The sequence below is a fragment of the Bacillus altitudinis genome (genome assembly GCF_001191605.1).
In the GTDB taxonomy this organism is placed as follows: domain Bacteria; phylum Bacillota; class Bacilli; order Bacillales; family Bacillaceae; genus Bacillus; species Bacillus altitudinis.
Genome location: NZ_CP009108.1, coordinates 3,003,627 through 3,025,769 on the forward strand (window position 1 = coordinate 3,003,627; position 22,143 = coordinate 3,025,769).

The 22,143-nt window shown below is 40.4% G+C and carries 23 protein-coding genes and 1 riboswitch; of the genes, 2 read left to right on the top strand and 21 right to left on the bottom strand.

Going from position 1 to position 22,143, the window contains the following annotated elements:
- Nucleotides 1-104: 104 nt before the first annotated feature.
- The 17 genes from fni to ID12_RS15130 all read right to left on the bottom strand — a co-directional run bounded on the left by fni (nucleotide 105) and on the right by ID12_RS15130 (nucleotide 16,141).
- On the bottom strand, nucleotides 105-1,172 hold the full coding sequence (gene fni, locus ID12_RS15050; RefSeq protein WP_050827353.1) for a type 2 isopentenyl-diphosphate Delta-isomerase: 1,068 nt from the start codon (nucleotides 1,170-1,172) through the stop codon (nucleotides 105-107).
- Between the two features lie 14 nt (nucleotides 1,173-1,186).
- Nucleotides 1,187-2,338: a 30S ribosomal protein S1 gene (gene rpsA, locus ID12_RS15055; RefSeq protein ID WP_008344519.1), complete on the bottom strand. Its 1,152-nt coding sequence runs from the start codon at nucleotides 2,336-2,338 to the stop codon at nucleotides 1,187-1,189.
- 223 nt (nucleotides 2,339-2,561) lie between these two features.
- Nucleotides 2,562-3,239, bottom strand: a complete 678-nt coding sequence (cmk, locus tag ID12_RS15060; RefSeq protein ID WP_017359766.1) for a (d)CMP kinase — start codon at nucleotides 3,237-3,239, stop codon at nucleotides 2,562-2,564.
- Between the two features lie 71 nt (nucleotides 3,240-3,310).
- Entirely contained in the window at nucleotides 3,311-3,493 is a 183-nt protein-coding gene (locus tag ID12_RS15065; RefSeq protein ID WP_008344514.1) for a YpfB family protein, read from the bottom strand.
- 63 nt (nucleotides 3,494-3,556) lie between these two features.
- The gene (locus ID12_RS15070; RefSeq protein ID WP_007500975.1) at nucleotides 3,557-4,204 is read right to left on the bottom strand and encodes a flagellar brake protein; all 648 of its coding nucleotides are present in this window, start codon (nucleotides 4,202-4,204) and stop codon (nucleotides 3,557-3,559) included.
- Nucleotides 4,205-4,306: 102 nt separating this feature from the next.
- Nucleotides 4,307-5,656, bottom strand: coding sequence for a germination protein YpeB (gene ypeB / locus ID12_RS15075; RefSeq protein WP_041091661.1), 1,350 nt, complete (start codon nucleotides 5,654-5,656; stop codon nucleotides 4,307-4,309).
- Between the two features lie 16 nt (nucleotides 5,657-5,672).
- Entirely contained in the window at nucleotides 5,673-6,593 is a 921-nt protein-coding gene (gene sleB, locus ID12_RS15080; protein ID WP_045034327.1) for a spore cortex-lytic enzyme, read from the bottom strand.
- 132 nt (nucleotides 6,594-6,725) lie between these two features.
- Entirely contained in the window at nucleotides 6,726-7,382 is a 657-nt protein-coding gene (prsW, locus tag ID12_RS15085) for a glutamic-type intramembrane protease PrsW (RefSeq protein ID WP_008344507.1), read from the bottom strand.
- Nucleotides 7,383-7,537: 155 nt separating this feature from the next.
- Complete coding sequence (locus ID12_RS15090) at nucleotides 7,538-8,509, bottom strand: YpdA family putative bacillithiol disulfide reductase (RefSeq protein ID WP_050827355.1); 972 nt, start codon at nucleotides 8,507-8,509, stop codon at nucleotides 7,538-7,540.
- 124 nt (nucleotides 8,510-8,633) lie between these two features.
- Complete coding sequence (locus ID12_RS15095; RefSeq protein WP_007500982.1) at nucleotides 8,634-9,908, bottom strand: Glu/Leu/Phe/Val family dehydrogenase; 1,275 nt, start codon at nucleotides 9,906-9,908, stop codon at nucleotides 8,634-8,636.
- A 196-nt stretch (nucleotides 9,909-10,104) separates the two neighbouring features.
- Entirely contained in the window at nucleotides 10,105-10,683 is a 579-nt protein-coding gene (locus ID12_RS15100) for a genetic competence negative regulator (protein WP_007500984.1), read from the bottom strand.
- A gap of 164 nt (nucleotides 10,684-10,847) precedes the next feature.
- A complete protein-coding gene (locus ID12_RS15105; RefSeq protein ID WP_019744025.1) occupies nucleotides 10,848-11,636 on the bottom strand; it encodes a metallophosphoesterase in 789 nt (262 codons plus the stop codon).
- Nucleotides 11,637-11,723: 87 nt separating this feature from the next.
- Nucleotides 11,724-12,176 (bottom strand): DUF2663 family protein, encoded by a 453-nt coding sequence (locus tag ID12_RS15110; protein ID WP_050827356.1) that lies wholly within the window; start codon nucleotides 12,174-12,176, stop codon nucleotides 11,724-11,726.
- A gap of 64 nt (nucleotides 12,177-12,240) precedes the next feature.
- Entirely contained in the window at nucleotides 12,241-13,005 is a 765-nt protein-coding gene (locus tag ID12_RS15115) for a LysM peptidoglycan-binding domain-containing protein (protein WP_019744027.1), read from the bottom strand.
- On the bottom strand, nucleotides 12,950-13,591 hold the full coding sequence (locus tag ID12_RS15120) for a CPBP family intramembrane glutamic endopeptidase (RefSeq protein ID WP_008344498.1): 642 nt from the start codon (nucleotides 13,589-13,591) through the stop codon (nucleotides 12,950-12,952). Before ID12_RS15120 ends, ID12_RS15115 begins: the two co-directional genes overlap by 56 nt.
- Nucleotides 13,588-15,096 carry a RecQ family ATP-dependent DNA helicase gene (locus ID12_RS15125; protein ID WP_050827358.1) on the bottom strand — a complete coding sequence of 503 codons (1,509 nt, stop codon included), beginning with the start codon at nucleotides 15,094-15,096 and terminating at the stop codon, nucleotides 13,588-13,590. The genes ID12_RS15120 and ID12_RS15125 overlap by 4 nt, the downstream gene beginning before the upstream one ends.
- On the bottom strand, nucleotides 15,089-16,141 hold the full coding sequence (locus tag ID12_RS15130) for a YpbB family protein (protein WP_050827360.1): 1,053 nt from the start codon (nucleotides 16,139-16,141) through the stop codon (nucleotides 15,089-15,091). The genes ID12_RS15125 and ID12_RS15130 overlap by 8 nt, the downstream gene beginning before the upstream one ends.
- Before the next feature lie 268 nt (nucleotides 16,142-16,409).
- On the opposite strand from ID12_RS15130, the gene ID12_RS15135 reads away from it, so the two are divergent.
- Entirely contained in the window at nucleotides 16,410-16,658 is a 249-nt protein-coding gene (locus tag ID12_RS15135; RefSeq protein ID WP_008344492.1) for a ferredoxin, read from the top strand.
- 34 nt (nucleotides 16,659-16,692) lie between these two features.
- Here ID12_RS15135 and ID12_RS15140 read toward each other — a convergent pair whose 3' ends face one another.
- Complete coding sequence (locus ID12_RS15140) at nucleotides 16,693-17,274, bottom strand: riboflavin transporter FmnP (RefSeq protein ID WP_019744031.1); 582 nt, start codon at nucleotides 17,272-17,274, stop codon at nucleotides 16,693-16,695.
- A gap of 149 nt (nucleotides 17,275-17,423) precedes the next feature.
- Nucleotides 17,424-17,556, bottom strand: a riboswitch (FMN riboswitch).
- A 287-nt stretch (nucleotides 17,557-17,843) separates the two neighbouring features.
- On the opposite strand from ID12_RS15140, the gene serA reads away from it, so the two are divergent.
- Nucleotides 17,844-19,418, top strand: coding sequence for a phosphoglycerate dehydrogenase (serA, locus tag ID12_RS15145; RefSeq protein ID WP_046343875.1), 1,575 nt, complete (start codon nucleotides 17,844-17,846; stop codon nucleotides 19,416-19,418).
- A gap of 33 nt (nucleotides 19,419-19,451) precedes the next feature.
- Here the strand turns inward: serA and ID12_RS15150 are convergent, their stop codons facing one another.
- The 3 genes from ID12_RS15150 to sigX all read right to left on the bottom strand — a co-directional run bounded on the left by ID12_RS15150 (nucleotide 19,452) and on the right by sigX (nucleotide 22,023).
- Entirely contained in the window at nucleotides 19,452-20,099 is a 648-nt protein-coding gene (locus ID12_RS15150; protein ID WP_046343877.1) for a M23 family metallopeptidase, read from the bottom strand.
- A gap of 297 nt (nucleotides 20,100-20,396) precedes the next feature.
- On the bottom strand, nucleotides 20,397-21,503 hold the full coding sequence (locus ID12_RS15155; RefSeq protein WP_050827362.1) for a hypothetical protein: 1,107 nt from the start codon (nucleotides 21,501-21,503) through the stop codon (nucleotides 20,397-20,399).
- Nucleotides 21,463-22,023 (bottom strand): RNA polymerase sigma factor SigX, encoded by a 561-nt coding sequence (gene sigX, locus ID12_RS15160; protein ID WP_007501006.1) that lies wholly within the window; start codon nucleotides 22,021-22,023, stop codon nucleotides 21,463-21,465. Before sigX ends, ID12_RS15155 begins: the two co-directional genes overlap by 41 nt.
- Nucleotides 22,024-22,143: the final 120 nt, after the last annotated feature.

Sequence of the window (22,143 nt, forward strand, 5' to 3'; positions counted from 1 at the left end):
TTGGTGTTCACGAATGTCAAATTCGCTCCGCAAAAAGTAGCTGTCTTTCATAGACAAAAAAGTTTTCTTTCACGCTGAAAAGAAGACAAAGGGCTAAATTTCATTTAGTCCTTTGTCTTCTTATTTCTTAAACTATAGTACGTAGTATCCACGTCTCTTTCTTTCAGCCAATGACTTGTTTCCCCTGTAAGCACAATTGGAGCTTGCCGTAGCTCCTCAATTGTCTTCATGCCAAGTACTGTCATCAACATCTTCACATCATCTTGTAGATCAATGATATCAGAGATGAGGCCCTTTTCTCCTCCACTCGTCAGGGATTTTAAGAAAAAGCCGGCTAATCCAGCGGCAGACGCACCAAGAGCAATTGATTTTGTCACATCAAGTGCATCTTGAATGCCTCCAGAAGCTAGGACGGTTTGATCTGGAAAGGCTGTATGTACTTCAGCCAAACTCGCTGCAGTTGGAATTCCCCACTGGTCAAAATAGCGAAGTGCTTTTTGACGGCGCAGGTTCTCGATTTTAGAAAAATTTGTTCCCCCAAATCCACCTACATCAACAGCAGCAACTCCAGCATCAAATAATTTCTTTGCTGTTTCCTTACTCATCCCAAATCCAACTTCTTTGACGACAACAGGTACCTCAATTGATTCAGTGATGGCTGCGATCCGCTCAACAGCACCTCTGAAATCACGATCTCCTTCAGGCATGACGATCTCTTGAATCACGTTTAAGTGAATTTGGAGCATGTTTGCCTCCAGCATGTCAACGGCATCCCGTGCTTGCTGAATTGTCGCCTCACTGCCCAAATTGGCAAAAACGAGTCCATCCGGATTCACCTGTCGAACCACTTCATACGTACGACGTTCGTCTGCATCTTTCAGTGCAGCCATTTGTGATCCGACTGCTACTGGAATATTGGTTTCCTTCGCTGCGATAGATAAAGAGCGATTAATCTCATAGGTCGATTCTCCGCCTCCACCAGTCATTGCATTGATAAAAATTGGCGAACCGAAAGTCAGTCCGCCAATTGTCGTATGTGTATCAATTTGTGATGTCGCAAGATCTGGTAAACTGGCGTGAACGAAGGAAACATCTTGTAAACCTGTTGCTGCATGCTGGCCAGTCGACAAAGCATGCTCAATATGCTGTTTCTTTCTTTCTGCTCGCGTCAATTTTGATCACCAAATTATTTTAGTTTATTGAGTTTATCACCAATCAGGTCACCAAGCTGGAATCCGCTTGTATTTTCTTCTTTCGCCTGATATTGACGGTAATCCTCTTCGATTTGTTTTTCAGGATTCTCTTCTAATTCACGAATGCTAAGTGAAATGCGCTCTTCATCTTCATTGACATCAAGCACTTTCACTTTCACAGTCTGCCCTTCTTCAAGGACTTCTTGAGGAGTACCGATATGTTTGTGTGAAATTTGGGAAATATGCACAAGTCCTTCTACACCTGGCAGAATTTCAACAAATGCACCAAAGCTCACAAGACGTTGAACGGTTCCTTCAAGAACATCACCTTGTTTTACCTTTTCACCAATTTGGCTCCAAGGTCCTGGTAATGTTTCTTTAATAGATAGTGAGATACGTTCGTTATCGCGGTCAACAGCAAGAACTTTGACTTTCACTTCCTGTCCTTCTTCAACAACGTCAGATGGCTTTTCGACATGCGCATGGGATAGTTGAGAAATGTGAACTAATCCATCAATGCCGCCAATGTCAACAAATGCACCAAAGTCAGTCAGGCGCTGCACTTTTCCATCAATCACACTGCCTACTGCAAGCTTTTGCAGGAAGTCTTGCTTCTTGTCTAATTGTTCTTGCTCAACGACTGCACGATGCGATAGAATCACGCGGTTTTTTTCGCGGTCAAGCTCTACCACAACAAGCGAGAGTGTTTTTCCTTTATAGTCAGTGAAGTCTTCTACATAGTGTGCCTCAACAAGAGACGCAGGAATAAATCCGCGAACACCAATGTCGACCACTAGACCACCTTTGACAACGTCTTTTACTTCTGCTTCAAATACTTCTTTTGTTTCAAACTTTTTCTCTAGGTCTTCCCAAGCGCGGTCTGCATCAACAGCACGTTTCGATAAAATCAAAGCATCGTCTTCGACCTTTGTTACTTTAAGCTCTAACTCGTCGCCATCTTTCACGACATCTGATGCTTTTTCAACGTGAAGACTTGATAATTCACTGATTGGGATGATCCCAGGTTGTTTCACATTGACGATATCTACATTGACATGCTTGTCCTCAACTTTAGAAACAATCCCTTTCACTACATCTCCAACCTCTGGTACCTGAACATCGATTTGATTCATTTCCTCTGTCATTTCGATAACCTCCTTGGTCCAAACCTACACAGCTTAGTTAAAACGACTGGGTGAATATGTGTCCTTAGCATGATGATTGCCAGCCGAATATGTATTATAGAAACATTCAAATCAACAGAATTGCTTGAATGATCAATAAAAATAGTATTAGTATAAACTTCTAATAAAAGACCTTGTTTGTCAAGAGATAAACCTCTAACTTATAAAAGTTTTCTAAAATTTCTTACTGTTTTTCTACACGCTCTGCTGCATCTAAAATTTTACCTGCAACCTCTTGAATAGAAAGAGAAGTCGTGTCAATTTCAATGGCGTCATCTGCTTTCTTCAGCGGTGATACCTCCCGCTCAGAATCAAGCTTGTCACGTCTTGCAATCTCTTCGATCAGCTGATCGTAATTGACATCGTAGCCTTTTTTCTGATTTTCTTCAAAACGGCGTTTTGCTCTTTCCTCTACTGACGCAAGTAAGAAAATTTTCACTTCTGCATCTGGAAGAACATGCGTGCCGATGTCTCTTCCATCCATGACGACACCGCCTCGGTTCCCCAGCTCTTGCTGCCTGCGGACCATTTCTTCCCGGACAGCTCGATGCTTTGCAACAACAGAGACTTGATTACTTACGCGGTCTGTTCTGATGTCTTCTGTGACATCGATCGTGTCTAAATGTACTTTTTGACCTTCGTCAGTTGACACAAGTTCAATGACTGTGTTTTTCAATAACGCATCAAGTGCCTGTTCGTCTTCAAGGTCTACGCCTTGATTGAGTGCTGCAAGTGTAATTGCGCGGTACATCGCACCTGTATCGATATAAATATATGATTTTTTCGCTGCGACAATTTTTGCCACAGTGCTTTTTCCTGCTGCAGCAGGACCGTCAATTGCGATAGATAATTTCTTTTTCATAATACCTCTCCTTGATTGAATCTCCCTTATGAATTGTAACACGATCACCGCTCAAACGGGGGAATTTTCTATCAATCCTTTTGCTTAAATGTCTCAATCCAATCTTCAATGCTCATGTTATTCACACCCTCGTATTGTACGACTTTTGACAAAAATAGTTCTCCTTTCGTCAAGTGAAGGGTGACCTGAACCGCCAAAAGCAGAATGAGCTGAATGAGCACTGCTTTGAATAGCCATCTTTCCATTGTTTTCATACAAAAAGCCTCCAACGCTAGATTCTTTCTCTCTAGTATGGAAGCTTTTGACAACCTTTATTCTTATACTTTTTTCACACGTGTTAGAAGCTGCTGCTGGAAGCAGTACTTCATGATGTGCTGCTGGTGGTCATTTGTGATTTCAGTAAATTCCATGATCGCTCTTGTTTTCCCGGTCTGTTCATCTTGATAAACACGATTCATTTCTGCAATCGCTTTAATTTTCACTGGTTCTTTAAGTGAAAGTTCAAACTCTGTGACGACCTCGCCATATTCTTTTAGTGAGACACCTTCTGGAACAGCAATTGCTACACCGCCAGCACTCATATTGACAATAAATGTGTCGAAGGTTTCTTCACCATTTTGCGTAATGGACGCTTTCACCATCGTATCCACTCGAAGATATTCTCTTCGCTGAAGCCGGATCATTTCTTCTTTTGGCGGAATCGAAACGACAATCATCGGAATATCTTCTTTTCTTTTCCCAATGACTTTGCTTGTACATTTGTATGGAATTTGATTTTCATCGAAAAAGAAGACGGTGATTTCTGTTTCTTGATTTAAATAGATCGTACGCCCCGTTTCTTTATCAGCTGGATAATTAATGCAAATATCATCGTTATTATTTTCCAAAACTTTCGATTTTGCAGTTTTCACTTCTTTGTTCTCATTGACATACTCAATTGTGATTGCATCCCCTATTTGTAACATTCCTCATCACTCTTTTCATCTGTGAAATCGTATCCTCTCTTATATTAAACCATGTATAAAACAAAAGGAAAAGGCTTATTCGCCTTTTCCTCGCTTCCTTTTCTATAGGTCTTTATATATAGGTTCTGCATTTTTTAGTTTATCTACTCTTTCTTCTTTTCCAGTATTTGCATTAATGAACATTCGGTACGTGTCGTTTTTAATGGTTCCTAAAAACTCATAGCAGAGAACTTCCTCTGACATATCATTTTGAACAAGAGCTACATGTGTATCCTCGATCTTCACATGTTTATTTAAGGTCTTTTCAGCTTCTTTTTGAGAAATTTTTGGTGCTTTCATGTCACGTTTTCTGTGATTCATTAAATAGTCTTTCGCTGAGAATCCCACAACCTCTCCATCATCTAAAGCGACTTTCATTCGAATACTATCTGGATAAAGCAATACGTTATTCTGTAAAGGGACATAGGTAAATACGCCGATATTATCAAATTGCGCACTCTCATCTAAATGAAATGATTCAGTATCGAATCCATGCTTCTTTAAGAAACTTAGTGCTTTTTCTGAGGCATCATTTAAACTGATTTTTTGTTTGTTCACTTCACGGTTCTGAAGAAGATAAACAGGATGGCCTCCTTTTTCAGTCAAGTCTAAATAAAAGTTTGCCCGGTTGTCAGGGTCAGACATTGACAGGCTGTAGACATCACGGTTCGTTTTACTCCCACTTTTTCTCACCTTAAAATCTTGGTTATGGTCAGGCGCAAATTGCTGGGCGATGCGGATCGCTTCTTTTTTTGAAATCTTTTGGCCTTTTAAGTGGTTGTAGCCTTGCGTTTCTGATTCAGTTGACACATTTGTAGGGCCGAGATCAACATCTGCAAACGCATCAGCATTTCTCTCAACGGTTTTCAATCCGTCAATGATGGTGTTGTCGTTTTTTCGATCTCCATCAGCCAGTGCCATTTCAACATCCATCCATTTTAAATTTTTGTTGAGTACGAGATGCTGCACTTGTCTAAGCTCGTTTTGAATATCTGCCGCTTGATCATATAAAGTGGTAATGGTTTTGTGTGTATCCTTGTTTAATGGTTCATCTGATAAAGATTTAAGTGACGATTTGTAGCTAAAGTCACCGACATTCGCTAGAAACTCTTCTGTTTTGTTAAAAGGCATCAATGTGAGCGGAAGCTGGCTGACATTGTTATGCGCTTCTGATGACATTCTCCATACATCTGCAAGTGCTGGAGATATAGATGTTTGGCTGTTCATCGCAAGTGTTGCGCCAAGTTTATCGTGCAGCTGATCGACTTGATACGTTAGATCATGGAAGGCTCTTTGATAGTTGTTCTCTGCATGAAGCAGCACTGCATCTTTTTCTTGATGCTCCTTATAGCCCCAGTATCCTGTTGAGATGACAGCAATTCCTAAAATAGCAATCAATATTCCTCTGATCATTTATTTACACCTCTTTTTATTCACAGAAAATATGTTTCCCGATTCGTTTAATTTGTGGCCTTCCCCAAATCCATGGGCTTGTCGCTGTATCAGGATTAAAGTAATAAACGGCGCTTTCAGATGGGTCCCAGCCATTAATGGCATCAAATACTGCCTTTTTAGCGGTTTCATTTGGCGCCATATAAAATTGTCCATCTGCTACAGCGGTAAACGCAAGCGGTTCAAAAATGACACCAGCAATCGTGTTTGGAAAGGTCGGGTTGTTTAAACGGTTTAAGATGACGGCTGCGATCGCTACCTGTCCTTCATAAGGTTCACCTCTTGCTTCACTATAAACAGCTTGTGAAAGGAGCTGAATGTCATTGCTTGAAAAACCACCTGGCATGTTGGCTGCTGTTTGTTTCGGCGTTTGATTTGCTTGACCATTTCCTGACTGGTTTCCAGACTTCCCAGACGAACTGTTTCCTCCGCTTTGACTTTTTTGATTCTCTTTTGCACCTTGTGCTGTCTTTTTTTGCGTGTTTCTTTGCGCAGGAGCCTTTGTTTGCTGATCAAGAGGTTTCCCGCCATAGTGCGTAAACTGATTCCCTTTTTGCAACTGCTGTTGCACAAACTCTTTATAGTATTTCGTCTTTTGAACTAATAGGCTTTTTGTTTTTTCCCCTACGAGTCCATCGACTTTCTTTACACCAAACTGGCTTTGAAAATTGCGCACGGCCCAGTAAGTTCCCCAGCCATACACCCCGTCTATTTTTCCATTGTAAAAACCATTGTATTGGAGCCTTGCCTGGAGCTCGACGACATCTTCTCCTGTAGCTCCCCGCTGAATCACTTGATTTGTGAAAGCTTCACTTTTTTCAGCTGTCATCAATGAAGACGCGAGCAGAACAATTGAGAAGATAAGGACGATTTGTTTCATGAAACGAGCTTTGTCCATATTTGATCCTCCTGTACTTTTGATGTTTGAATATATGTTTCTTCCGATCCCTATTTTTATACATTCATCACAGGAGGGAATTGGATGGAAAAGACAAAAAACGCCCTAAAGACGTATAGGACGTTTTCCAATTTAAATTTGTACCATCTTCACCGCACGGGCTTTTTTGGCTTTCCGCAGACCAAACCACCATAAAAAAATCATGAACGGTAACATGATATATCCCCAATTTTTCATGCCAAGAAGAATGAAATCATATAAGCCATGAAAAAGGATAGGAAGTATTAAAGAGAGAATCAGCCATTTTCGCTGCTCTTTTTTATCAGAGAAGCGAGCTTTACCTATATAAAACCCCATCACCACACCAAATAAAGCGTGGCTTGATACAGGCAGCAAGGCACGTGTAAACGCGTACTCTACCCCATGACCAACTAAGTACAGAATATTTTCAAGTGTCGCAAATCCAAGGGAGACACTTGTTCCATAGACAATCCCGTCATAGTGTTCATCAAACTGTACGTGCGCATAGACACTGACCATTAAAATAAACCACTTTAATGATTCTTCTAAAAAACCCGATGTTACAAATGAAATCACGATAGGATTCGTGGCGATATTTTCCTCTTGGAGGACATACTGAATAAACATGGTTGGAAACACAAGTATGACACCTAGCATAAAAGATCTGATGACCATATGAACCGGCTCATTGTCGTATTGATCTTTCAAATAAAAATAACTTAAAAGTGCGATGCCGGGAGCTAAACCTGCTGAAATGATTGCGATCATAATCAGACCTCTTTCCCTACATTATCCTTTATTATCGTACCACGAATCACCCCTTTTTTATATGACTCGAGCCCATTTTCCCAAAAATAATCTTCTATATAATCCCAATTTACATAAAAAAGAACTGAATCCCTTAGAAGGACCCAGTTCTTTTTTTACCCGTTGATTCTTTTGTTGATTTCTTCTGCAATCAACCCGCCATGAAATCTTCCATTTTCAATGAAAATTTCGTTGGCGTTGTTACCAGCTGCAATAACCCCTGCAATGAAAATACCTTCTACATTTGTTTCCATTGTTTGTTCATTAAATGCTGGGCGGCCTGATTCTGGATCGATTGTTACACCCATTTTTTCTAAAAATGAATGATCAGGATGATAACCTGTCATCGCAAACACATAATCACTTTTCACTCGATCCGTTTGGCCCTGCTGGTTTGTAAAGACAACATCCTGTTCTGTGATTTCCTTCACCTCTGCACCGAACTCCATTCGAATGGTGCCATTTCGAACAAGCGCTTCAAACTCTGGTAAAATCCAAGGTTTGATGCTGGATGAATATTCAGTTCCTCTATATAAAACCGTCACCCTGCTTCCGCATTTCACAAGTTCCAGGGCAGCATCAACACTAGAGTTCTTCCCGCCGATCACCGTCACATCTTTATCAAAGTAGGGATGTCCTTCTTTAAAATAATGATACACGTGAGGAAGGTCTTCCCCTTTTACATTCATATAGTTAGGATGATCATAGTAGCCAGTCGCAATCACAATATAGTCACATGTATAGTCGTCTTTTGATGTATTCACGGTAAAATGGCCATCTTTTTTCGTCACAGCGTTTACCTTTTCAAAAGCATTCACACGCAGGCTTTTTCGTCTGACCACCTCTCGGTAATAGGAAAGCGCCTGAATACGAACGGGTTTCCGGTTTTCAGTGATAAAAGCGACGTCACCGATCTCAAGCTTTTCACTTGTACTGAAGAAGGTTTGGTGTGTTGGGTAATGATAAATACTGTTGACCACATTGCCCTTTTCAATCACAAGTGCATCAATCCCAATTTGCTTGAATGCAATGGCAGCTGATAGACCGCACGGGCCGCCTCCTATTATGATCGCTTTTTCTTGTTTCATTTGTTCCACTCCTGTCGTTTCACTGCAATAACAATTGCTCGGCTGTTTGATTCTTTGCATAATTCCATAAAAAAATCTCCTATTTAAGGATAGGAGATTTTAAGGCGCGATGCAAATAAGTCGCTTAAATCCAGCCTCTGAATCGAGAAGCTTCAGCCATTTTACGTACACCGACCATATATGCTGCTAGTCGCATATCAATACGGCGGTTTTGCGCCATTTCATAAATATTATTAAATGATTTCACCATCATATCTTCTAATCGAGTTTCCACTTCTTCTTCTGTCCAGTAGAACCCTTGGTTATTCTGAACCCATTCAAAGTAAGAAACAGTCACTCCACCCGCACTTGCAAGTACGTCTGGAACAAGCAGTACACCACGATCTGAAAGAATTTTTGTCCCTTCCAATGTCGTTGGTCCATTTGCTGCTTCTACGACAATTTTGGCTTTAATGTTTGCCGCATTATCTTCTGTAATTTGGTTTTCAATGGCTGCAGGTACTAAGATATCACAATCTAGCTCAAGCAGCTCTTGGTTTGTAATTGTATCATTAAATAATTTAGTGACGGTTCCAAAGCTGTCACGTCGGTCAAGCAAGTAGTCAATATCTAGACCATCTTCATCATACAAACCGCCGTAAGCATCTGAAATTCCTACGATTTTCGCTCCGGCATCATACATAAATTTAGCCAAGTAACTTCCTGCATTTCCGAATCCCTGAACGACAACACGAGCCCCATTGATGTCAATTCCTTTTTTCTTCGCCGCTTCTTTGATACAGATCGTTACACCTTTTGCCGTTGCAGTATCACGTCCATGTGAGCCTCCAAGAACAATTGGTTTTCCTGTAATAAATCCTGGCGAGTTAAATTCATCAATTCTAGAATACTCATCCATCATCCATGCCATGATTTGAGAGTTTGTAAACACATCTGGTGCTGGAACATCTTTTGTTGGTCCAACGATTTGGCTAATTGCGCGAACATAGCCGCGGCTTAGTTTTTCAAGCTCCCTAAATGACATTTCTCTTGGATCACAGATAATACCGCCTTTTCCTCCGCCATAAGGAAGATCCACAATACCACATTTTAAACTCATCCAAATTGAAAGCGCTTTTACTTCTTTTTCAGTAACGTTCGGGTGGAATCGTATTCCGCCTTTTGTTGGACCGACAGCATCATTATGCTGCGCACGATAACCAGTGAAAATTTTCACCGATCCATCATCCATACGTACTGGAATTTTGACCGTTAATAGGCGAATTGGCTCCTTCAGCAATTCATACACTTCTTGCGGATAGCCCAATTTATCAAGCGCTTTATGTATGACGGTTTGAGTTGACTTTAAAACATCTAGCTTATCTTCTGCGTTATGAGCGGCGTTTTGATCGGCTGCCATTAAAATAAACCCCCTAGAAATCTTTCATGATCTACTGCTCCCTTTCAAGCAATAGTATACACCTTCGTACTGGTAAAGCAAAGGTAAAAAGCGTTTTTTATCAAAATAAAATATCAGAGTTTATAAATATAAAAATGGATATAAAAAAATACTGTTGTTTCATCACAACAGTATTAAATATAATAGAAAAAAGTGATTAAAAATACAGTTGAATCGTTTTCACTGCATCTTCCTGCATGATCACTTTTCCGTATTCTTTTAACCGGTGAATGGTTAATGTCGTCGGTGAACCGAACTCCGCTAAAATAGAAATGACCGTATCTGCAGACAGTTCTTCGAAATCATCTAGGCTGAGAAAATATTGACCTTCATAATGGTAAACTGTACCCCCTAAAAGTCCAATACGACTTAAACTATGGGACAGTTGAATCACATCTTCAAACGAGGCAAATTGATAGAGCACATGCTTGCTCTCGTCGAGCTTGACTTGCATCTCAATGTAATCTTCATCAAACTCATCATCAGCATCTTCCTGCTGACTCTTTGTCACAATGACGACCATCCCCTGCGCCTGAAGAGAAAATACTTCAACAGCAATCGGTCCATTCGCTTCAAAACCGAGCTCCTGATTCGCTTCGTTCATCATGTCTTTAAACAGCTGATGAACTTTGAACGAATCTTTCCAAAGGTCTTCTTTCGTAAGACCTCGGTCTGTCAGATCATCTAGTGTGAGAAAAATTTTGATTTTATTATAATTCAGACGCTCTAGCCGCATAACGTTCCCTCCTGCCTCTTCTAACACACATCATACTGTAGTATATGAGATGATGAGTCATAGGTTCTTAATTTTGTATTCAGTTTACACTGTGTCAAGACGGAAGACAAGCATGAAGCTATGCTTACGGTGACTTTTATGGAAAATATTGATGGGGCATCAACTTAGCGCGTTTTTAGCGGCATTAAATAGATCAGATGGGTTTCTGGTTCTGCTCCAAGACGCATCGGAATCTTTGTTGTTCCGTAACCATTACTAATCAGAAAGAAAGCACCTTTGACTTGGCCTGTTCTTCCTTTTTCATACGGACCAAATTTCCCAATGCGAATTTGACCCCCATGGGTATGACCGCTCAAAACGAGATCAATTCCCTCTTCTTCACTCATCAAGTGATGCACATCTGGGTTGTGTGATAAAAGGATATTCACATCTTCTTTGACAAACTCCGGCCGTATCGCTTCATAATCTGCTTTTTCAAGCCGGATATCATCGATTCCGCCTATTTTAATGGGCTGTCCTTCAAAATCCCACACAGCCGTCTCATTTTGCAATGTCGTCACCTGATAGGTATGGAGGATGTCTTTAAGTTTTTGCTGATGCAGCTCATGGTCATTATTCCCCCATACAAAATACACCGGGGCAATCCTTGCTAAACGTTTCACATTTTCTTCGACTCTTGCATAAGGGACTCCCTTTTCAGCTAAGTCCCCGCCGATCATAATGACATCAGGCTGCTGCTCTTCTACTTCTGTTAATAAAGTATCACTAATTAGACGGCGATGTGTATCAGAAATAAAGAAAATGACAGCAGGTCGATCTGACTGCAGTCCTTCTATTGTAAAGTAATGCTTTTTGATGTTGTTTTGTTTTGCCGTTTTCACCATTTTCGCTGTTACACACACACCTGTTGTCACAGCTGCTATGGCAGCAGTAAATCCGATGGCATATTTCATTATGAATGACTCCCTTGTATCAGCTTTCTTTTATAGGACGCTTGAATGAAAAAAGACGTTTCAACTGTTTAAACGTCTTTTGCTCATTTATTTACTTTCATAATAGAGGTTGATGTCATATTGCGTCTGCATGAAGTGAAAAACGGCCTCGCGCTCTTCCCACTGATTTGATTGAGGCCATAAATCTGTGCTTTTCTGTATAATTTCACATCTGAGCTTATGATATTCATCCTCAGCCTTTTCTTCTTTTTTCTTATAATAATACGATGCGTAAAAAGCAAACACTTCAGCCATGATCCAAAACAGAAACACTTCATGGCCAAGCAATGTGGCAATCATCGCTTCCGGCTGCAGGGAGCCCCCGCTATTAGCTGTTATCACAAAATAAAACAGAAGAATCGCAAGTGATAAAAGGGCTGTCCATTGCCACCTTTTGCATTGTTTTGCAAATCCCTCGTATTTGCGTTTCCTTTTGATCAATGTTTCAATCATTTTCTGTGTAGGCTGATCCATATAGCGGCTGATTGCGTGCAATGTCATCACATACACCCTTGTCCCTTTTTTCTACATATGTATGTGCTTTTCGATTCATTCATGTCAAATATTAATTTTCTAATGGGATATTCAATACTTGTCCGCTGTACACGCTATTTCCTTTTAAATGATTGTAAGCTCGAATTTTCTCTTCCCCTGATCGGTTTTGATAATACTTCATGGAAATTCGATACAAGTTTTCCTCTGGTCCAACAGTATGCTGCACGACACGAACAGGCTTTTCTTCCTGCTTCTTCTTCTCTTCTGCTTCTTTTCGCTTTTTCTCTTCTTGCTGTTTTTGAAGAGCGAGCTGCTGCTGCTCACGCTTTTTTGCAGCTTCGGCCTTTTCACGCTCAGCCTTCTCTTTAGCGGCTTGTTCTTTTTTCTTTTGCTCTGCTTTTTCTTTTGAACGCTGCTTTTCTTTATCAGCATCTTTCTTTTTCTTCTCGTCATCAGATGCATCCGCTTTGTCAGCGCTTGAATCATTTTTTGTTTCAACAAGTGCTGACGGGACTGGATCTGTGTCAGCACTCGATGTTTTATCAATATATACACCTTGATTGTTATTATCGTTAATTTCCTTTGATGTGTAATAAATCAACAGGAAGAAAACCGTGACGACAATAATAGGAAAGATAATAGCCAGTGTCGTAAACAATGGATTACGCACCTTTTTGGTTCGCTGCTTTTTATATTCATGAAAATCTTCTCGTGTAGGAAAGTGAGAGTCATCTGAAGGATGCACTTTTTCTTCTTCAAGATTTTCCTCTACATCATCATCATGGATGTTTGTCAGCTGCTGCTTTTTTCTCTTCATTCTCGACATTTCTTCCATGTTCATCCCTCCCCCAATATTTAAAACGAATTTGACATGCAAAGACTAAGTCAATGACAAAGTGTGTCATGACAGGAACGAATAAATTCCCTGTCCACTCGTATAAAAGTCCTAAAAAAATACTAATAGAAACCACAAGGATAAACAAGAGTATTTTTGACAAGTAGCGAAAGTGAAGAAGTGCAAACACAATGCTTGCAATCTCCAGTCCAAATTGCTGCTGAACGATCCCGCGAAATAAAATTTCTTCTGAAAAGGCAATGAGCAGCGTTAACCAAACAATATGCGGGATGCTGCGGTTTTTGAACATTTTTTCATTTAATCCGCCATCATCATACATATGAGCCGGAAACACCTTCATGACAATAGCGTCGACAATAATCACAAGCAAAGCGCCGCCAATTCCATAAGTCAGGATACGCATATCTCGGATCTGCCATAGGGCTGTAAAATCAGTCCAATGATCAAACATAAACATCCCTAGTAAAAAAGAGACAATCAGCATGAGCAGCTGTGTGAAATACAACTGTTCTACTACTTGTCGATCGGTTAATTTTTCAATAATACGGCGATGTTGTTCAATCAATGCTGCGCCTCTTTTGTCAGGTGAAACAGACGATCCAGCTCGGTCTTCCAGTGTTTCATTTCATTCAGCTCCAATGGTTGATCTTTTTTTTCGTAATCTGATAGGTCAAGTCCGCATGAAGAGCAGCAGTTCCCAAATGAAGCGTCCTCCGTTAGATCAAGCTGCTCATCAAAGTATGATAACAGAGATTGCCTAAAGCAGGGATGACCAGTGATATGCTCTTTAAACTGCCACACTTTTTTTAGCTTCTCTGTTTGTCTATCCTGCAGCTTTTCTTTCAGCTTCTTCATGAGCAAACGGGGCTGTTCAGTTTGGTACATCATGTAATAATGCGAGAGCATTCGCGCACGCGTCTCCTGAAGCCCTGCTTCCATCAATTGTTCACGTAATTTCTTTTCATCATTTATCGGCATTTGTGATACTCTGGCTAAGAAAAAATCAATTTCTGGATCATCAAAACCTTCTGCTTGAATCAAATGACTTTGAATATCCGCATCCTCTTCTGTATATAAAAGAACGCTCACACTATTTTTCCCGTCCCGTCCAGCTCTTCCAATTTCCTGCATAAATGCTTCAATTGACTGAGGCGGACTCATATGAATCACAAAGCGTATATTTGCTTTATCAATTCCCATTCCAAAAGCACTTGTACAGCAAATGAGATCAATTTGACCACTGATAAATTGCTGCTGGATCAGCATGCGGTCCCCTGACTCCATTCCGCCATGATAAAACTCTACACGTTGATGCGTTTTTTGTTTCACCAAACGTGAAATATCTTCTGTCATTTGCCGGGTCGGACAATAAATCAGCCCAGGCCCTTGAAGGGTTTCCACAAGCTCAAGTGCTCGTTTCTCTTTTGCTTCTTTCGTTTCATGCGCCTCTTTTAATAGTGCAATATTCGGCCGGTTGACTGAATGAATATGAACATCTGGATGCTCTAGCCGCAACGTTTGCACAGTATCTTTTAAGGTTTGTTTCGTCGCAGTTGCCGTTAGTGCTAAGGCGACAGGATTGCCGAGCGCTTCTCTCCATTCTCCAAGCTTGGAGTATTCCGGGCGGAAATCATGTCCCCATTCCGATATACAGTGAGCTTCATCTACAACGAATAGACCCACATGCATCGCTTTGAGCTGCTCTAACAATACCTCTGACATAAGCGCTTCAGGTGCGACAAATAAAAATTTATATGATGGCAAATGCCGAATAATATGTCTTCTTTCCTGAAAGGACAGTGTACTGTTAAGCGCAGCCACTCGCTTTTCACCGCGCATTTTCATGCGTTCTACTTGATCTTCCATGAGTGATAAAAGAGGTGAAATGATCAGCACTAACCCGTCTGTCAAATAGCCCGGAATTTGATAACAAAGGGACTTCCCGCCACCAGTAGGAAGCATGGCAACCGTATCTTTTTGTTGAAGTACACTTCGAATAATGTCCTCCTGACCTGTTTTGAAGGCATCATAACCATAATATCGCATCAGCGTCTGATGAAGCTTATCCATTTGCTTTCACCATCCTTGTCAATGCCAATCGTATTTGAAAATAAGTAAATGAATGCTCGAGACTTTCTTTGATCAGCTTCATCTTGTTGGTTTGGAGCTGACCGGCTACCTCATGTATCGCCTTTTGAGCTTCACTGCTGACATATGGTTCAATCGAGAAGCTCGGCTCATGTATCGAGAGCTCCACAATATGATCTTCGATTGTCGCTTTTTTTAATGAACGAATATGAGCAATTTGATCAATACTGAACCCTTTTTGTACAAGCTCAAGCGTTTTATGGGTAGAGGTGGTCAGCACACGTTTGAATTGAAGATCATTTATCATTCGCTGGATGATCGGTGCCTCACCTTTTTGCGCACATTGAATAAAATAATGGAGCACATTCCAAAAACGCAAGTAAACATACCATACATCTTCTTTCATCCATTCCGCCATTTGCTGGTACGTCCGTCCGATTCTTTCATTGGAAGTCAATGAATAAACAAAAAGCAGTGCCTCTTGATCAGTTAAATGAGTAAGAAGTGTTTCAAGCTCATGATGGATATCTTCAGAAAGCTTTTTCTTCTGGTGATATTGCGAGAAAAAGGATTTCGTCCAGCTTTGAACCGATATATCTCTTTGAATCGGTGCATATTGTTGTGACCCCGCTGCATGATGTGAAAGGACCTGCACAAGTAAAGACAGCCTCATCCATAACACCTTTGCTTTATCATGATACTTGGCACCATCAAAATAAATTGGCATCGGTTTTTCAGTGAAACACTGCCTGAGCATACTTATTCCTGCATCTGTGGCGATGAATGTATCCCCTGTCTTTCTGATGAAGTGCTGCTCTTTTAGCCTTTGCACAGAACGGTTCAGCTGATCCCTCGTAAAAGCTGGATAGCAGCCGAAGTAGCTAGAAAGCTGAAACAAACTTGCATCCTGTATCGTTTGTGATGATTTTTTTCCTTTAAAAAGATGGTAGACAGCACTAATGGAGCGTTCGCCGTTCAATTTATGTACGCTGTCCATCAACATGACATCCAAGTAATGAATCGTCATTGACCAAAGCACCTGTCTTCCTGACAAAATTCGAATATTTTCTCCCTTTATTTTAACAGATTTCATTGAAGAAGAAATGTTTAAACTCAATTAATGGGGGAAAGTTATGAACAAACCCTTATGTGATAAGCATTCTCAATCACTTTACAGTTGAAATGTGAATTTAAAATCATTACAATAAGGTTTGAGGAAATTGGTTTTTTATCGGTGTAACTAAAAAGGTTAAACCATTTGTTCCATCGAACAATCTGGGAGGTATTTTTTTAACATGGCAAAATATACAATTGTAGACAAAGACACATGTATTGCTTGCGGCGCATGCGGTGCAGCTGCTCCAGACATTTATGATTATGATGATGAAGGCATTGCATTTGTCACGCTTGATGACAATCAGGGGACTGTAGAAGTTCCAGAAGTACTTGAAGAAGATATGCTTGATGCATTTGAAGGTTGCCCAACTGACTCAATCAAAGTTGCGGACGAAACTTTCGATGGTGATCCACTTAAGCATGAATAGGATAAAAGCCCCTTTTAAAGGGGCTTTTTTTATATTAACTATTTTGAAGTCGGCGTTTATTTTCAAACCATGGACGCATTTTGACAAAAATGAAACTAAAGACAATGGTGATGATGATTCCTTTAATAAAGTTAAAAGGTAAGATTCCTGCTGTAATGGTTGTTTTAAGCGCATGATCTGATAGTTCAGGTGCGTTTAAAAACCATGTGTACGCTGGAAGGAACAAGAAGTAATTTAAAATGCTCATCATGACGGTCATAAGCACTGTACCGATGACCATTGACCACGCCATTCCTCTTGCTGATTTGATTTTTTTAAACATAAAAGCGACTGGCAAAATGAATAATGTGCCTGCAATGAAATTGGCTACTTGCCCAACAGGAACACCGGACATACTGCCCTGAATGAGGTAATGTAGTACATTTTTTAAAGCCTCAACGGCAATCCCTGCACCTGGCCCATAAATCAAAATCGCAATAATCGCAGGAATATCGCTAAAATCAATTTTTAAATACGCTGGAAGTCCCGGAAAAGGGAAATCTAATAAAATTAATACAAACGAAATACTGCTAAGCATACTGGTAACAACTAAACGTTTTACTCTACTTTGATTCAATATTCTCTCTCCTTTTCGATCAAATCTTTCGAAAAGAGGATTGTTCAATTTTAGCCACAAAAAAACCGCTCTGAATACATACACAGGAGCGGGAAATTTAGGCTACACAAATAAACGTATAAACAGACATGTTTTCAACGTTTACGAACCTCCATCTTCTCCCATCCAGACTATACTGTCGGCTTCGGAATCACACCGAATCCTGCCAAAAAAGGCTCGCGGGCTTAGAGACTATGTCTCATCACCGCCGGTAGGGAATTACACCCTGCCCCGAAGATTGATCATTATTCAATTCGACATCATTATATATGATATATGAGCATTTGTACAGATAAAAATCCTGAGCAAATTCATCAGTTTTAAGAAATCGTAAAAAACCTAAAATTTATAATGACAAATGCGTAAAAATTGGTTATCTTTTGTTTAAAGGTGTCCATTCTTGATCAAGACACTAAAAAATGTTCGTGTTTTCTTTTTCGCTTTACTGCTTTAATTTGATTGACACAGTGAAAAGGAATATGGTAAATTATCAGATATTTATGACGTTTATTTTAGGAGGAAATCTTACGATGTTTCGAGTATTAGTCTCAGATAAGATGAGCAATGATGGTCTTTTACCACTATTAGAATCAGATTTTGTTGAAATTGTTCAAAAAAATGTAACAGAAGCAGAAGATGAATTACACACGTTTGATGCCTTACTTGTCAGAAGTGCCACAAAAGTAACAAAAGAACTTTATGAAAAAATGACTTCATTAAAAATTGTTGGCCGTGCCGGTGTGGGAGTCGACAACATTGACATTGATGAAGCAACAAAACACGGTGTGATTGTCATCAATGCACCAAATGGGAATACGATTTCAACGGCAGAGCATACGTTTGCGATGATCTCATCTCTCATGCGTCATATTCCTCAAGCGAATATTTCTGTGAAATCAAAAGAATGGAACAGAGGCGCATATGTCGGTGCTGAGCTTTACGGAAAATCTCTTGGGATTGTTGGATTAGGCAGAATTGGAAGTGAAATCGCCCAGCGTGCAAGAGCATTTGGCATGACGGTCAACGTATTTGACCCTTTCCTCACAAAAGAACGTGCCGAAAAAATTGGTGTTAATGCAAAATCACTTGATGAAGTGCTTGAAGTATCAGATATTATTACGGTACATACACCTTTAACAAAAGAAACTAGAGGACTTCTCAATAAAGAAACAATCGCAAAAACGAAAAAAGGTGTTCGTCTAGTGAACTGTGCACGCGGCGGCATCATTGACGAACGCGACCTTCTTGAAGCACTTGAAAATGGTCATGTCGCAGGGGCTGCTCTCGATGTATTTGAAGTAGAACCACCTACTGAGAATCCACTTGTGGATCATCCAAACGTCATTGCCACTCCGCATCTTGGTGCATCTACAAAAGAAGCACAATTAAATGTGGCGGCACAAGTCTCTGAAGAAGTTCTTCAATTTGCAAAAGGACTCCCGGTCATGTCATCTATTAATCTACCAGCGATGACAAAAGACGAGTTCAAAAAAATCCAGCCTTATCATCAATTTGCAGGAAAACTTGGACGTCTTGTTTCTCAATCGATGAGAGAACCTGTAAAAGAAGTCAGCATTTCATATGAAGGATCTATCGCAAAACTCGAAACATCGTTTATTACAAAAAGTCTGCTTTCTGGCTTTTTGAAAGAGCGTGTCGATTCAACTGTAAATGAAGTCAATGCTGGTATGGTGGCAAAAGAACGCGGCATTAGCTTTAGCGAGAAAATTTCTTCAAGCGAATCTGGCTATGAGAACAGCATTTCCATTGAAGTCAAAGGTGATCTTTCTATCTTTACATTAAAAGCAACGTATATCCCGCATCTAGGTGAACGTGTCGTTTCTATTAATGGTTTCAATATTGACTTTTACCCAGATGGGCACCTTGTCTATATTCAGCATACTGACGCACCTGGTGTGATCGGTCAAGTTGGAAAGATTTTAGGCGACCACGATGTGAACATTGCGACAATGCAAGTAGGCCGTAAAGAAAAAGGCGGCGAAGCCATCATGATGCTTTCTTTTGACAAGCACCTTGAAGATGAAATTGTCCAAACGTTAACTAAAGTGAGCGATATTCTTTCTGTACGTCTGATTGACCTATAAAAAAATGGTAAACCTCATGCTTTTGCATGAGGTTTATTTTGTTGAAACGATTAAACGTTCACCTGTACGTATGAGATTCTTTGTCAGTGCATTGATTTTCTTCAATTGATCAACGGTCATTTTATGTGCTTTAGCAATGGACCAGAGCGTGTCCCCTCGTTGTATGACATATGTATGTTTCTCATATCCATCTACATGAAGGGCTGGCTCTTGGAAACGATCTCTTGCAATGATTGTGAGCGGATCTACTGCATCTTCTTTATTAACTGACCAATTACCCCTGTGCACCTCAAAATGCAAATGAGTGCCCCTAGAAGCGCCTGTGTTGCCTATGATGCCGATCGGCTGCCCTGTTTGTACATGATCACCATTCTTCACAAAACGCGCATTTAAATGCGCATAGACGGTTTCATATCCATTGGGATGCCGAATAAATACAACTTCTCCATATGTAGCAGATACATAGGAACGAGTAACCACACCTTCGCTTGCAGCAAAAATGGATTCTCCTTCTGGTGCAGCAATGTCTAACCCCTTATGCGAACCACCTCTTGTCCCAAACAAATCAGTGACTTCACCTTTGATTGGTTCCACCCACTCGGTTGTTTTCTCTGCATGGGCAAACGGTGATAAGGTCAAGAACAAGAAACAGCTAGCACATATGTAGCAATACCTTTTCATCAGTGACTTCCCTTCTTTGAAGTTCTTTTCATGACAGCTTAGTATACCTCAAGGAAGCCCTTTTCTATACATGAAAAAAGAACGCAATAAGTTGCGTCCTCAGATTGTTGACAAAGGGCTAAAATGAACTTGATTTTAGCCCTTTGTCTTCGTTTCAGCGTGATAGAAAACCTTTGCAGTCTAGGAAGGACGAGCACCGGAGCAGAGTGAATTTGACATTCGTGAGCACCGGAGCGCAGGACTGACAAAGAATGCGAGGGTTTGTCTACACGCTGAGAACGCAATAAGTTGCGTCCTTTAGCGTTCTTTGATAACAACTGGGTTTGGCAGTGCCGGTACCTCTAGCGGTTCTTTTAATTCATATGGGCCTACTTGATCTGTTCCTGCATTTTGTATCGTGACATCTGTAAAACCGAAATCTTTCGCTGTGAGCAGCAGTCCTTCAATAAGTAAAATATGATCAATTGAGTCCGTTAATTGTGCTGATGCTCCAAACGTGATGGTTGCATGTTTTCCTTTTGATGTCACCTTTTGAATAGGCTCTTCTTTAATGAGTGGATCGAGTCCTGCATCATTCGCCCGCTTCATCGCCTCTACCGCATCTTTATAAGAAGGATAATCATCTTTTGAGGGCACCAAAAATGTCCCGCTCTTATTTTCTAAAACGTAGTAAGCGTGCTTTGTTTGTTTATTAATTGAAATGGTACCTAGACGGCCATTCGTCCCTAATTGAAGGTGCGAGCCATTGACAGACTTGACCTGTACTTGTTTATATTGGCTCCATTTTAACGTTTCTTTTACCATGTCTTTAAAACGGTTGGCTTCTTTTAATGTATCAAGAGACAAATCATTTTTCAGCTGAAAAATCAGTGTATCCCCTTTTTCACTCACATCCACCATATCCATATAGGCTTGAAGAGGTTTTGTCATTTCAGGCAGCTCCAGTTTTTCATATGTATCAAGAAGCGCCTGCACATCGTCATGCTTATTTTCTTTTTGAATACTGATTGGGACAACTTGAGAAGTCGATTCATCTATGTATGAAATCGTCATATACTTTTCTTTGTCAGATGCATAAGCAACATATGAAGGATCATTTGTGTTTTTTACCGCCTCTAATGTAGCATTCACCTGTCCTTTTTCAGCACTCGAGTCCATTTTCACTTTCTTTATATCTTGAGCAGCCGGCTGAAATAAATGAGGAGAAATCAAAAACGCCATAAATAAGACCACAACGGTTGCGACCGCTGGACCGATCCATCTGGCACTTTTCTTTTTCTTCCCGCTTGCCATCAGCATTTGCTGGTAAATCTGCTTAGATGAACGGTTGTCCTCCACCTTTGGAAGCTGACTGAGTAATACTTTAATTCGTTCTTCGCTCCAATTGGACCTGTTCGTTTTCATTCACTAGCTCCTCCTTCAAAAGCTCCATATGTTTTCGGAGCACTTTCAGGCCTCGGTGCTGCGTTGTTTTGACTTTGCTTTCCGAGAACTTTAGCGCCTTGGCCGTCTCCATGATTGAGTAGCCTTGGATAAACCTTAAAATGATGACGGCTCGTTGATCAATGGTGCAATGATCAAGTGCGGCATAAATTTCTTTGATATTTTCATCCTGTACAGCCAATTCATCTGGGAGCAGGTCTGGATCTTTTACATCCTGTTTATCCCAATCAAACGTGCCGAGCACCCGTTGTCTGATGGTTTGCTGTTTGCGAAACCAGTCAATTGCCACATGCCTTGCAATTGAAAACAGCCATGTTTTCTCGCTGCTTCTTCCTTCAAAAGTTTTATATGAGTGAAGTACCCGAATGTAAACCTCCTGCACGAGATCCTCTGCCTGATTTTTATCTTTTACCATATAAAATAAAAATTGGTACAAATCTTGATGGTACGAATCATATATTTTTTGAAAGGTTTCATGCATAGGAAACCCCTCCGTTCACTTATTTTTGTCGAGTGACTCTCACAAAACGTTACATTACAACTTTATGACAAATATATTACAAGATCGACAATTTGGAAAGGGCTTTTTGTTTAACTTCTC